The sequence below is a fragment of the Vibrio tetraodonis genome, from assembly GCF_003350295.1.
Taxonomy (GTDB): domain Bacteria; phylum Pseudomonadota; class Gammaproteobacteria; order Enterobacterales; family Vibrionaceae; genus Vibrio; species Vibrio tetraodonis.
This window is the reverse complement of sequence record NZ_QLYY01000016.1, coordinates 42,697-55,500: the sequence shown is the minus strand read 5'-3', so window position 1 is coordinate 55,500 and position 12,804 is coordinate 42,697. Positions and strand designations below refer to the sequence as shown.

Sequence of the window (12,804 nt, the reverse complement as noted above, 5' to 3'; positions counted from 1 at the left end):
CCAGCAAACAAAAAATTTAAAAACTTAATAATCAAACACTTAAAAACATCCACACCTCCCACTAATGATAAAACTAAATTTTATCTCACGAGGACTATAAGAGATCTCTTACAAGAGAGGTAAGTGTTTTCTATTCGCATTAGGGGGTGAGTTTAAGTATGATTAAGATACACCAAGAGCCGAGGAGAACCTATGCTTACTCAGGATGTTAGCCATGAGTTAACTGAAGTTTTACAGCAAATCCAGTCAGAAGGAAAAGATCCGACGGTGGCACTTGTCAGAGCTCGTTTGAATACACCTGTTCCTATCCCTGCTTTAATAAAAGTGATAAAAGACTGGAAGCATTCAAAGCATGTCCCAAAGGTAGAAGTTGCAGCGAAAGAGGTTAACAGCGATGAGAAAATCGCTAAGTTAGAAAAACAAATCACAGACCTAACGATGAGACTCGATAAACTAGAAAAGAAATTTTCTCAAGGTTAACTTTTAGGTTCAATATAGATATAAAAAAGGCTCAGCAATATGCCAAGCCTTACACGGTACTTTAAAAAGTAGATTACCAGCCAGTTACTTCACGTAGACCTTTACCGATATCAGCTAGAGACTTAACCGTCTTAACGCCTGCTGCTTCTAGAGCTGCAAACTTATCTTCCGCTGTACCTTTACCACCAGAGATAATCGCACCAGCGTGGCCCATGCGCTTACCTGGAGGAGCCGTAACACCAGCAATGTAAGAAACAACTGGCTTAGTGACGTTCTCTTTGATAAATGCAGCCGCTTCTTCCTCAGCAGTACCACCGATTTCACCAATCATTACGATGGCTTCAGTTTCAGGGTCTTCTTGGAACAGCTTAAGGATATCAATGAAGTTTGAACCTGGAATTGGGTCTCCACCAATACCAACACAAGTAGACTGACCGAAACCTTCATCTGTCGTCTGCTTAACGGCTTCGTATGTAAGTGTACCAGAGCGAGATACGATACCTACTTTACCTTTTTTATGGATATGACCAGGCATAATACCAATCTTACATTCATCTGGCGTGATTAGACCTGGGCAGTTAGGACCGATCATGCGAACGCCAGTTTCTTCTAACTTAACTTTCACGTCGATCATATCTGTAGTAGGGATACCTTCAGTGATGGTTACGATAAGCTCGATGCCCGCATCAATCGCTTCCAGGATTGCATCTTTACAGAAAGGCGCCGGTACGTAGATAACTGTCGCTGTTGCACCAGTCGCTTCTACGGCTTCACGTACTGTGTTGAATACAGGGAGACCTAGGTGAGTTTGACCACCTTTACCTGGAGAAACACCACCAACCATCTGTGTACCGTATGCGATAGCTTGCTCAGAGTGGAAAGTACCTTGGCCACCAGTGAAACCCTGACAGATTACTTTGGTGTCTTTATTAATTAGTACAGACATTATTTGCCCTCCGCAGCAGCAACAACTTTCTTAGCTGCGTCAGTTAGCGACTCAGCTGCAATGATATCAACATCAGAATTAGCAAGAACTTCGCGACCTAGGTCAGCGTTAGTACCTTCTAGACGAACAACGACTGGTACGCTTACGCCTACCTCTTTAACTGCACCGATAATACCTTCAGCGATCATGTCACAACGGACGATGCCACCAAAGATGTTAACTAGTACTGCTTTTACATTGTCATCAGAAAGGATGATCTTGAATGCTTCTGCTACGCGCTCTTTGGTTGCGCCGCCACCTACGTCAAGGAAGTTAGCTGGTTTACCGCCGTGTAGATTTACAATATCCATGGTACCCATAGCAAGACCAGCACCATTAACCATACAACCTACATTACCGTCTAGTGCTACGTAATTCAGTTCCCACTGAGCAGCGTGTGCTTCGCGCTCATCCTCTTGTGAAGGATCGTGCATTTCACGCAATTTAGGCTGACGGTAAAGAGCATTAGAATCAATGTTGATCTTGCCGTCTAGACAAAGTAGGTTACCTTCGCCTGTTACAACTAAAGGGTTTATCTCAAGTAAAGCAAGATCGTACTGTGCAAACATGGTACCCAGTCCCATAAAGATCTTAACAAACTGCTTGATCTGATCACCCGATAGACCTAGTTTGAATGCTAGTTCGCGGCCTTGGTATGCCTGAGGGCCAACAAGTGGGTCAATGGCAGCTTTATGAATAAGCTCCGGAGTTTCTTCCGCCACTTTTTCGATTTCGACGCCACCTTCCGTTGAAGCCATAAACACGATCTTGCGAGTTGCACGGTCAACAACTGCGCCTAAGTACAGCTCATTAGCAATATTTGACGCTTCTTCAACAAGTATCTTGGTCACTGGCTGACCGTTAGCATCTGTTTGATAAGTGACTAAGTTTTGGCCTAACCACTTCTGCGCAAACTCCTTAACGCCATCTTTTGTGTCATGTAATTCAACACCACCAGCTTTACCACGTCCACCTGCGTGTACCTGACATTTAACGACTTTCTTCTCTGTGTTTATTCTTCCCGCCGCTTCGAAAGCTTGCTGAGGAGTGTCACATGCATAGCCTTCAGGCACAGGCAAACCGAATTCTGCAAACAGCTGTTTGGCTTGATATTCATGCAAATTCATTTTGTTATTCCGCTTATTTTCCCTTGGAGGGGTTTATTATGTCCATGACGTTTACATCTGTTGACACAAACGTCTGTAGGGTCTTCTCAAGTAAACCGCTAATAATGTAACGATTCAAATGAAGGCGGAACGCTGAACCTGTTCCGCCTTTTAAAAACCATTACCACTGAATTAAAACATTCAATCAGCGGTAAGAGTTAACTATACGTCAAGAAGTAGACGTGCAGGATCTTCAAGGAGCTCTTTGATCGTTACCAAGAAACCCACTGACTCTCGACCATCAATTAGACGGTGATCGTAAGAAAGGGCAAGGTACATCATAGGCAAGATTTCAACCTTTCCATCCACAGCCATAGGGCGATCTTGGATTTTGTGCATACCAAGAATTGCAGATTGAGGTGGGTTGATGATAGGGGTAGACATTAATGAACCAAACACACCACCGTTCGTGATTGTGAAGTTACCGCCCATTAATTCATCAACAGTAAGTTTTCCGTCGCGACCTTTAATAGCTAGCTCTTTTATGCCTTTTTCAATCTCAGAAAAACCTAACGTGTCACAGTCCTTAAGCACAGGAGTAACCAAACCGCGCGGTGTAGAAACTGCCATGCTAATGTCGAAATAGTTATGATAAACAATATCGTCACCATCTATCGACGCATTGACCTCTGGGAAACGTTTTAGGGCTTCAGTAACCGCTTTAACATAGAAAGACATGAAACCGAGACGAATACCATGACGCTCTTCGAACTGATCTTTGTATTGCTTACGTAGGTCCATAATAGGCTTCATGTTGACTTCATTAAACGTCGTCAACATAGCAGTGCTGTTTTTCGCCTCAAGCAGACGATTAGCCACTGTCTTACGCAAACGTGTCATAGGTACACGCTTCTGACTACGAGCAGCCGCTGGAGCATCAACACTTGGTGATGCAGCTGTCGCTGGGGCAGATTTAGCATTAGCTAGGTGAGCCTCGATGTCTTCACGAGTAATACGACCACCCACACCTGTGCCCTTTACTTGACCTGCGTCTAAGCTGTGCTCAGCTAATAGACGGCGCACTGCTGGGCTTAGAGCGTCGCTCGTCTCTTCAGTAAGAGAGGCGGTGTGACGCTTATCAGGAGAGGCTTCAGCAGCCTCCGTTTTATCTGGTGTTGGCTCGCCAGCAACGGCACCTGGGTTGAGCTTAGCAATAAGTTGCTTGGAAAGAACGGTTGCTCCCTCTTCTTCAATTATCGCTTCAAGAACACCAGCTTCAGGTGCTGGTACTTCCAAGACTACTTTGTCCGTTTCAATATCAACCAGTACTTCGTCACGCTCCACTGCGTCACCTGGTTTTTTGTGCCATGTTGCGACTGTCGCGTCTGCAACAGATTCAGGTAAATCTGGAACCAGAATTTCAATTGTCATATCTGTTTCTTCCTTTCACTTCTAGTTCTTAGTTCGAAGTTGTTGTATTAACGGTAAGCGCATCTTCAACTAGCGCTTTCTGCTGTTTTAAATGTACGGACATGTAGCCAACCGCTGGCGAAGCAGACGCTGCTCTACCTGCGTACTTGAGATCCGCTCCAGCAGGAATTGCCATGCGGAAGTTATGCTGACTACTATACCAAGCGCCCTGGTTTTGAGGCTCTTCCTGGCACCAAACGCAATCTTTCACATTTGTGTACTGTTCGATCGCCGCTTTGACTTCTTCCAGTGGGAAGGGATAAAGCTGCTCAATACGCACGATGGCAACATCTTCCTGCTCATTGCTTCGACGCTGTTCTAGCAAGTCAAAGTAAACTTTCCCTGAACAAAAGACCACTCGCTCTACTTTGCTAGGATCTAAATTGTCGATTTCAGCAATGGCGGGTTGGAAAGTGCCTTCGGCTAACTCGTCGAGAGTCGATGTACACAGAGGGTGTCTCAACAGTGATTTAGGTGACATAACTATAAGAGGTCTGCGCATTGGCCTTACCACTTGACGTCTTATCATGTGATAAACCTGAGCTGGCGTTGAAGGAACAACAACCTGCATGTTTTGTTCAGCGCACAACTGCAAGTAACGTTCTAAGCGAGCTGATGAATGCTCAGGACCTTGCCCTTCATAACCATGAGGAAGCAACATAGTTAAACCACATAAACGTGCCCACTTCTGCTCACCTGACGAAATGAATTGGTCTATAACTACTTGAGCTCCATTAGCAAAATCACCAAATTGAGCTTCCCAAATGGTAAGACCACCTGGCTCTGCCGTAGCGTAGCCATACTCAAATGCGAGAACAGCTTCTTCTGATAAAACAGAGTCGTAGACTTCGAACGGACCTTGTTTATCATGTACATTTGCGAGAGGTATGAAGGTACTTGCATCTGTCTGATTGTGGAGCACTGAGTGGCGGTGGAAGAAGGTACCACGCCCAGAGTCCTGACCAGAAATACGGATACGCTTACCATCGTCAACCAAGGTTGCATATGCTAAGGTTTCTGCCATACCCCAATCTAGTGCTTTTTCGCCGCCCATCATTGACATACGGTCGTTGTAGAGCTTGTTGACTCGGCTTTGTAGCCTGTGGCTATCTGGGTACTGGCAAATGCGTTGTCCTAGTTCAACAAGACGCTCCTTGCTGTAGGTACTATCCCACGCAGCATCCCAATCGTGCCCAATGTATGGGGCCCAATCGACAGAATGCAGTGCCATAGGTCGCCATTCTTTTACAACGACTTCACCACGGTCAAGCGCATCACGGTACTCATTAACCAGCTGAGTTGCAGTATCAATACCGAACTCGCCGCGTTCAATCAAAACATCAGCATACAGCTTACGGGGTGTAGGGTGCTTTTTGATCTTTTGGTACATCAAAGGCTGAGTTGCATTTGGCTCATCTGCTTCATTGTGACCATGTCGGCGATAACATACCAAATCAATCACAACATCTCGTTTGAACTCGTTTCGATAATCCAATGCAATACGTGTGACAAACGCGACCGCTTCGGGATCATCTGCATTAACATGAAAAATCGGCGCCTGAACCATCTTGGCGATATCCGTACAGTACATTGTCGAACGGGTATCATTTGGATTGGACGTTGTGAAGCCGACTTGATTGTTCACAACAATACGTACAGTACCACCAACCCGGTAACCTCGAGACTGAGACATGTTGAAAGTCTCAGCAACAACACCCTGTCCCGCAATCGCCGAATCACCATGAATAGTAATCGGAAGTACTGTGCTTCCCTCAGTGTCACCTAAACGATCCTGACGCGCACGAACAGACCCTATGACCACTGGGTTAACAATTTCTAAGTGGGAAGGGTTAAATGCTAGTACTAGGTGAACATCACCACCTGGCGTTGAGAAATCAGCGGAAAAACCTTGGTGATATTTAACGTCACCCGTGCCCCAAGTTTCATCATGCTTGCCGGCAAACTCGTCGAACAGATCTTGAGGCTTTTTACCGAGCACATTGACCAACATATTCAATCGGCCACGGTGCGCCATACCCACGACAACTTCACGCATACCATTTTTACCAGCGTGCCTAATGAGTTCCTTCATCATAGGGATGAGCGCGTCACCACCTTCGAGAGAAAAGCGTTTAGCCCCCGGGAACTTGGCCCCAAGATAGCGTTCCAGTCCTTCCGCTGCAGTCAGCTCTTCCAAGAACTCTTGCTTTTCTCGTTTCGAGAATGATGGTTGACCAACAACTGACTCTAGTCGCTGTTGAATCCAGCGCTTTTGCTCAGTGTTTGTCATGTGCATATATTCTGCACCAACAGAACCACAATAAATTTTGTTCAAGGCTGAGTGGATATCCTTAAGCAACATAGTCTCTTGACCAATTGCAAAGGAGCCAACATTGAACGACTCTTCAAAGTCTTCTTCGGTGAGATTATGGAATGTGGGGTCTAGCTCCACCACCGTAGGGCGTTGCCATAAACCGAGAGGATCAAGTTTCGCTGCTTCATGACCGCGAAAGCGGTAGGCATTAATCAGCTGGAGAACTTTTACTTGTTTTGCGTCGACATCTGGGTCACTAACTTGGACATTGTAATGCTTTGTTTCTTGAGCGAGACGCCGGAAGTAGTCACGGATACGTGAATGAGGCTGTTCTTTCACCTCTTCTGAAGGCTTGGGCAAACCTTCAAATACACGTTTCCACTCCTCACTTACCAGGTCGGGATCACTTAGATACAGTTCGTAGAGATCTTCTACATAAGTTGCATTGGCGCCAGCCAAGTGTGAAGACTCGAGCCATGCCTTCATCACGCCGTTGTGCATATTTTCCCTTAACCAGTAGTTTTCACGTTTGCTTCGGTCTATGCCGAGCTATAGAAAGCCAGCTACCAAGGTAGCTGGCAATTTTTTATCAATTACACCGAGCGATTTACCAACATGGTCTTAATATGACCGATAGCTTTCGTCGGGTTGAGTCCTTTAGGACAAACACTTACACAATTCATAATACTATGACAACGGAAAACGCTAAATGCATCATCAAGATTTGATAAGCGTTCATCAGTTGCAGTATCACGGCTATCAATTAACCACCGGTAAGCGGCTAATAGACCAGCAGGTCCAATGAATTTGTCCGGGTTCCACCAGAATGACGGGCATGACGTGGTACAGCACGCACACATAATACACTCGTACAAACCATCTAAATGAGCCCTCTCGTCCGGAGACTGCAGGTTTTCACGAGACGGAGGCAGAGCATCATCGTCAATCAAGAAAGGTTTTACCTTAGCGTAATTATCGTAGAACTGAGTCATATCGACGATTAAGTCGCGAACCACAGGCAGTCCAGGCAATGGACGAATCACTAATTTCCGTCCTTTTAAAGCGGACAAAGGGGTGATACATGCAAGGCCATTTTTACCATTCATATTCAAACCATCGGAACCACAAACCCCTTCTCGACATGAACGTCGAAAAGCGATAGTCGGATCTTGCTCTTTCAGCAGGATTAACGCGTCTAACACCATCATGTCAGAGCCTTCATCGACCTCAAGAACGTAATCCTTCATGTAAGGCTTTTTGTCTACATCTGGATTGTAGCGGTACAAAGAGAAGTTCAGTTTCATAATTCAATCCTCCCCTAGTATGTACGAACTTTAGGTGGAAATGCGTCACGATGAACTGGTGTCATATTAACATCGCGTTTTGCCATTGCTTCCGTTTCCGGATTGTAAATTGAATGACACAACCAGTTTTCATCATCGCGCTCTGGATAGTCGAAACGCGCATGCGCTCCACGACTCTCAGTCCGGTAATTTGCAGCAACTGCGGTTGAAAATGCCGTTTCCATCAAGTTATCTAGTTCAAGACATTCAATACGTTGAGTGTTGAATTCTGATGACTTGTCAGCAAGATGAGCATCTTTGAGACGTTCACGAATAACTTTAAGTTCTTCCAAACCTGTCGCCATTGCATCACCTTCACGGAACACAGAGAAGCTATTTTGCATACATGTTTGTAGATCTTTACGAATCTGAACAGGGTCTTCCCCGCCAGTGCTATTTTCCCATCGCATAGTTCGAGCAAGTGATGCTTCAATGTCAGATTCAGTAGCAGGACGAGCTTCTGCCTGCGCAGCCAAAGTCTCACCTAGGTGAAGACCCGTTGCTCGGCCAAATACGACTAAGTCAAGCAGAGAGTTACCACCCAAGCGGTTAGCACCGTGTACAGAAACAGAGGCAATTTCACCACAGGCATACAGACCTTGAACTTCAACATCACTGCCATCAGCGGTTTGTTTAATCGCTTGTCCAGAAACCTGAGTTGGAACGCCACCCATCATGTAGTGACAGGTTGGGATTACAGGGATTGGCTCTTTAACAGGATCGACGTGAGCAAAGGTTCTTGAAAGTTCACAAATACCAGGTAGACGAGACTCAAGGACGTCTTTACCGAGATGGTCAAGCTTAAGCTTGATATGTGGCCCCCAAGGACCATCGCATCCGCGACCTTCGCGAATTTCTATCATCATTGAACGAGCAACAACGTCTCGACCAGCAAGATCCTTAGCATTCGGAGCATAACGCTCCATGAATCGCTCACCATCTTTGTTTAGAAGATAACCACCTTCTCCACGACAGCCTTCTGTCACGAGTACGCCCGCTCCAGCTATACCAGTTGGGTGGAACTGCCACATTTCCATGTCTTGCATAGGAACGCCAGCGCGTAATGCCATGCCTACACCATCACCAGTGTTGATGTGAGCATTCGTTGTCGATGAATAAATTCGACCCGCTCCGCCTGTCGCTAATACCGTTGCTTTAGACTTGAAGTAGCATATCTCACCGCTTTCCATACAGATAGCAGTACAACCCATTACAGCGCCATCTTGGTTTTTCACCAAATCTAACGCGTACCACTCAGAAAATATGGTGGTTTTGTACTTAACATTCTGCTGATAAAGGGTATGGAGAAGAGCGTGACCTGTTCGGTCAGCTGCTGCTGCTGTTCGAGCAGCTTGCTCTCCGCCGAATTCTTTCGACTGGCCGCCAAAAGGACGCTGGTAAATGGTTCCGTTATCAAAGCGAGAAAATGGCAACCCCATTTTTTCTAACTCAATAACAGAATCAGGACCATTTTTACACATGTATTCGATAGCGTCTTGGTCGCCGATATAATCTGAACCTTTGACAGTATCGTACATGTGCCACTGCCAATCGTCCTTGTGCGAGTTACCAAGGGCTACTGTGATACCACCTTGAGCAGAAACAGTATGTGAACGAGTAGGAAAAACTTTTGACAGCAAGGCACAGGTTAGGCCTTGCTCTGAGATTTGCAGTGCTGCACGCATGCCTGCACCACCAGCGCCGATTACTACGGCATCAAATTCGCGAACTGGAATAGACACTTACGCACCCCACAAAATAAAGAGACCAGAAAAAAAGTAGCCAAATAACACTGCGATTACACCCAACTGAAGGAAACCGCGTAATTTGGTGCACTTAATGTAGTCTGTAAGAACTTGCCATAGACCTATCCATGCGTGGATAAGCACTGATACCAATGCAAGCATAGTAAATACTTTTGTGAAAGTGCCACCAAAGAACTGTGTCCATGATACGTAAGAAATATCCGCGAAAGCACAGAAGCTTACTAAATATATAGTGTAAAGGGTCATAATGATCGCCGATGCACGGATTAGCAAAAAGTCATGCACACCATTGCGACCAAAAGATGAAATGTGTTTTACCATACTAAAATCCCCGCCAATACTGACAGAACGACTGTTGCTGCAAATGCAACCTTTGCACTCATCGCGCCAGATTCCAGCTCTTCAAAATGACCTAAATCCATTAGCAAATGACGAATACCACCTGCTATATGGTAGGACAAAGCTGTCAAAATACCCCATAAAATAAATTTCACAAAGAAACCGTCGACAATATCGACAGCTTGTGCATAACCTATTGGGGAAGACAGGGAAATGGATAGTAACCAAAGAAGTATCCCGATCGCGACAAACGTAATTACTCCCGAAACTCGGTGTAAAATAGATGCGATTGCAGTGATCGGAAAGTTTATCGTCTGTAAATCTAAATTAACAGGTCTTGACTTTCTTTCTTTCACGGGCTTGCTCACTCAGCTCCACTGAAGCATTTATAATTATGAACGAAATCTGACAGCTAACCTATAAAAGTTAACATTTATTCAACAGCTAACACGTCCAAAAAACGTAATGAAGTTGCATAAAATTTTAACACCAAGGGTTGAAACATCACCTCACATATGCTCCAAACCTTCATTTTATAAGGTTTCAGTCAAAATTTACGGCGCCAATATACGGCTGACCATATTTTAGCACAATTGATGTAACAATTTTTGCTACATAGAACAGATTTTTAACCTTATACGTATAAAAAATCATAACAAGTGCACAAGTCGGAGCAGAATAATTGACTTTGATAACGAACACACGTACAAAAATGTTACACAAACATCCTGGACGGATTTAATAATAAACAAAGGAGACTGTTATGGCGGATAAGAAAGCGACCCTTCATGTCGAAGGGAAAGCGCCTATCGAACTGCCAATTATGGAAGGTGCTCTTGGCACTCCCGTAATTGATGTTCGAACACTTGGAGCAAACGGCTATTTCACGTTTGACCCAGGTTTTCTTGCCACTGCATCCTGTGAATCTCAAATCACCTATATTGACGGCGGAAAAGGTATCCTTTTACACCGTGGTTACCCTATTGATCAGCTTGCTAACAACGCTGATTATTTAGAGGTATGTTATATTCTTCTTTATGGTGAAGCCCCCACGCGTGAACAGTACGAGCAATTTAAGCTCACAGTTACACGACACACTATGGTACATGAACAGATCGCGAGCTTTTTCCACGGATTCCGACGTGACGCTCACCCAATGGCCGTTATGTGCGGCGTAGTTGGAGCGTTATCTGCCTTCTATCATGACTCCATGGATATCAACAACGATACTCACCGCGAAATCACAGCATATCGTTTGTTGTCGAAAATGCCGACACTTGCCGCAATGTGCTACAAGTACTCGATTGGTCAGCCTTTCATTTATCCACGCAATGACTTGACCTATGCTGAAAACTTCCTGCATATGATGTTTGCTAACCCTTGTGAGGACTATGAAGTCAACCCCGTTGTCGCGAGAGCAATGGATAAGATATTCACTTTGCATGCGGATCATGAGCAAAACGCATCGACTTCTACTGTTCGTCTAGCTGGTTCTTCTGGTGCTAACCCATTCGCATGTATTGCCGCAGGTATCGCATCATTATGGGGACCTGCTCATGGCGGCGCGAATGAAGCATGTCTCAAGATGCTTGAAGAGATAGGCAGTGTTGATAAGATCACTGAGTACATCGAACGTGCGAAAGACAAAGATGATCCATTCCGTCTAATGGGCTTTGGTCACCGTGTCTACAAAAATTACGATCCACGAGCGACGGTTATGCGTGAAACCTGTCATGATGTTCTTGAAGAGCTGAACATTAGTGACCCGCTACTTGATGTTGCCATGGAGCTAGAGCGTATTGCTCTATCTGACGAATACTTCGTTTCGAAGAAACTGTATCCAAATGTTGACTTCTACTCAGGTATTATTCTTAAAGCCATCGGTATCCCTGTGTCTATGTTCACCGTAATCTTCGCGTTATCTAGAACAATAGGTTGGATTGCGCATTGGAATGAAATGCATAGCGACCCTCTTAACCGCATTGGCCGTCCAAGACAGCTCTACACAGGTAAGAAGCAGCGTAACTTCAAGCCTTTGCATGACAGAGGCTAAGTAACACCGATAAGCTCATATGAAAAAAGGCCGACATAACGTCGGCCTTTATTAAATTCGATAACTCTATAAAGCATTTACACAGGGTTGTCTATGTCGACAAACTCGACGTCTAAACCATGCTCTTTTGCCAACCATTCACCTAACGCTTTTACTCCATACCGCTCTGTAGCATGATGTCCTGCAGCAAAGTAGTGAATATCCATTTCCCTTGCGGTGTAAGTGGTTCTCTCGGATATTTCACCGGAGATAAACGCATCTAGGCCATGCTTAACCGCCAGCTCAATATAATCCTGCCCACCACCTGTACACCAGCCCACTGTTTCGATTAACTTTTCGCTATTTTCGGGTGCAATATGTAATGGAGAGCGATTCAGGGCCTGATTAATTCTTTGAGCGAATTCTTTCCCTGTGACAGGATGTTTTAATTGACCAAACATAGCAACCGACTGAGGGTGCCCTTCCAGACCCCCTTCAACTTGAATATCGAGAAGTCGTGCCAATTCGGCGTTATTGCCTAATTCTGGGTGTATATCCAGTGGCAAGTGGTATCCATACAAGTTGATGTCATTTTTTATCAGAGCGCGAATTCGATTACCTTTCATTCCCCGAATTGGCTCGGGCTCACCTTTCCAGAAATAGCCATGATGAACAAGTAATGCGTCTGCTTTCTTCTCTATTGCTTTTTCAATCAGAGCTTGAGAAGCGGTCACTCCTGTTACTATAGATTGAACCTCGAGCTTCCCTTCTACTTGAAGCCCATTGGGAGCATAATCTTTTACCAATTGAGGAGAGAGTTTTTCGTTTATAATTTGCTCTAATTGTGTATTTTTCATCTTAGCTTCCAAAAATCAATTTTTGCACACAGTGTATTGCAACAATATTTAGGATGCTAGTTTCAATCTAATCTGTTTAAAATGCTAATAGACTTTTGATTTTACAGAGACT

General features: G+C 44.8%; 11 protein-coding genes. 2 read left to right on the top strand and 9 right to left on the bottom strand.

The genetic code is table 11. From position 1 onward, the window contains the following. The first annotated feature begins 192 nt into the window (after window positions 1–192). On the top strand, window positions 193–480 hold the full coding sequence (locus DPF90_RS12320) for a hypothetical protein (protein ID WP_114786641.1): 288 nt from the start codon (window positions 193–195) through the stop codon (window positions 478–480). 73 nt (window positions 481–553) lie between these two features. Here the strand turns inward: DPF90_RS12320 and sucD are convergent, their stop codons facing one another. From sucD to sdhC, 8 genes are all read right to left on the bottom strand, one after another. Continuing rightward, entirely contained in the window at window positions 554–1,426 is an 873-nt protein-coding gene (gene sucD, locus DPF90_RS12315; RefSeq protein WP_006881309.1) for a succinate--CoA ligase subunit alpha, read from the bottom strand. After that, window positions 1,426–2,592, bottom strand: coding sequence for an ADP-forming succinate--CoA ligase subunit beta (gene sucC, locus DPF90_RS12310; RefSeq protein ID WP_114786640.1), 1,167 nt, complete (start codon window positions 2,590–2,592; stop codon window positions 1,426–1,428). The genes sucD and sucC overlap by 1 nt, the downstream gene beginning before the upstream one ends. Window positions 2,593–2,793: 201 nt before the next feature. Then, window positions 2,794–4,002, bottom strand: coding sequence for a 2-oxoglutarate dehydrogenase complex dihydrolipoyllysine-residue succinyltransferase (gene odhB, locus DPF90_RS12305; protein ID WP_114786639.1), 1,209 nt, complete (start codon window positions 4,000–4,002; stop codon window positions 2,794–2,796). Window positions 4,003–4,030: 28 nt separating this feature from the next. Then, window positions 4,031–6,856 carry a 2-oxoglutarate dehydrogenase E1 component gene (sucA, locus tag DPF90_RS12300; RefSeq protein ID WP_114786638.1) on the bottom strand — a complete coding sequence of 942 codons (2,826 nt, stop codon included), beginning with the start codon at window positions 6,854–6,856 and terminating at the stop codon, window positions 4,031–4,033. Window positions 6,857–6,948: 92 nt separating this feature from the next. Continuing rightward, window positions 6,949–7,659: a succinate dehydrogenase iron-sulfur subunit gene (locus tag DPF90_RS12295; protein ID WP_114786637.1), complete on the bottom strand. Its 711-nt coding sequence runs from the start codon at window positions 7,657–7,659 to the stop codon at window positions 6,949–6,951. A 14-nt stretch (window positions 7,660–7,673) separates the two neighbouring features. After that, entirely contained in the window at window positions 7,674–9,440 is a 1,767-nt protein-coding gene (gene sdhA / locus DPF90_RS12290; RefSeq protein WP_114786636.1) for a succinate dehydrogenase flavoprotein subunit, read from the bottom strand. Continuing rightward, complete coding sequence (gene sdhD, locus DPF90_RS12285; protein WP_114786635.1) at window positions 9,441–9,785, bottom strand: succinate dehydrogenase, hydrophobic membrane anchor protein; 345 nt, start codon at window positions 9,783–9,785, stop codon at window positions 9,441–9,443. Continuing rightward, entirely contained in the window at window positions 9,779–10,171 is a 393-nt protein-coding gene (gene sdhC / locus DPF90_RS12280) for a succinate dehydrogenase cytochrome b556 subunit (protein WP_114786634.1), read from the bottom strand. The genes sdhD and sdhC overlap by 7 nt, the downstream gene beginning before the upstream one ends. A gap of 395 nt (window positions 10,172–10,566) precedes the next feature. Here sdhC and DPF90_RS12275 point away from each other — a divergent pair, with 395 nt between their 5' ends. Further along, on the top strand, window positions 10,567–11,856 hold the full coding sequence (locus DPF90_RS12275; protein WP_114786633.1) for a citrate synthase: 1,290 nt from the start codon (window positions 10,567–10,569) through the stop codon (window positions 11,854–11,856). Between the two features lie 77 nt (window positions 11,857–11,933). Here the strand turns inward: DPF90_RS12275 and DPF90_RS12270 are convergent, their stop codons facing one another. Further along, a complete protein-coding gene (locus tag DPF90_RS12270; RefSeq protein WP_114786632.1) occupies window positions 11,934–12,692 on the bottom strand; it encodes a Nif3-like dinuclear metal center hexameric protein in 759 nt (252 codons plus the stop codon). Window positions 12,693–12,804 lie beyond the last annotated feature (112 nt).

What these genes read in the sequence shown, in the direction of transcription:
- DPF90_RS12320 (WP_114786641.1), top strand. Translation starts at nt 193, where the DNA reads ATGCTTACTCAGGATGTTAGCCATGAGTTAACTGAAGTTTTACAGCAA.
- sucD (WP_006881309.1), bottom strand. Translation starts at nt 1,426, where the DNA reads ATGTCTGTACTAATTAATAAAGACACCAAAGTAATCTGTCAGGGTTTC.
- sucC (WP_114786640.1), bottom strand. Translation starts at nt 2,592, where the DNA reads ATGAATTTGCATGAATATCAAGCCAAACAGCTGTTTGCAGAATTCGGT.
- odhB (WP_114786639.1), bottom strand. Translation starts at nt 4,002, where the DNA reads ATGACAATTGAAATTCTGGTTCCAGATTTACCTGAATCTGTTGCAGAC.
- sucA (WP_114786638.1), bottom strand. Translation starts at nt 6,856, where the DNA reads ATGCACAACGGCGTGATGAAGGCATGGCTCGAGTCTTCACACTTGGCT.
- DPF90_RS12295 (WP_114786637.1), bottom strand. Translation starts at nt 7,659, where the DNA reads ATGAAACTGAACTTCTCTTTGTACCGCTACAATCCAGATGTAGACAAA.
- sdhD (WP_114786635.1), bottom strand. Translation starts at nt 9,785, where the DNA reads ATGGTAAAACACATTTCATCTTTTGGTCGCAATGGTGTGCATGACTTT.
- DPF90_RS12275 (WP_114786633.1), top strand. Translation starts at nt 10,567, where the DNA reads ATGGCGGATAAGAAAGCGACCCTTCATGTCGAAGGGAAAGCGCCTATC.
- DPF90_RS12270 (WP_114786632.1), bottom strand. Translation starts at nt 12,692, where the DNA reads ATGAAAAATACACAATTAGAGCAAATTATAAACGAAAAACTCTCTCCT.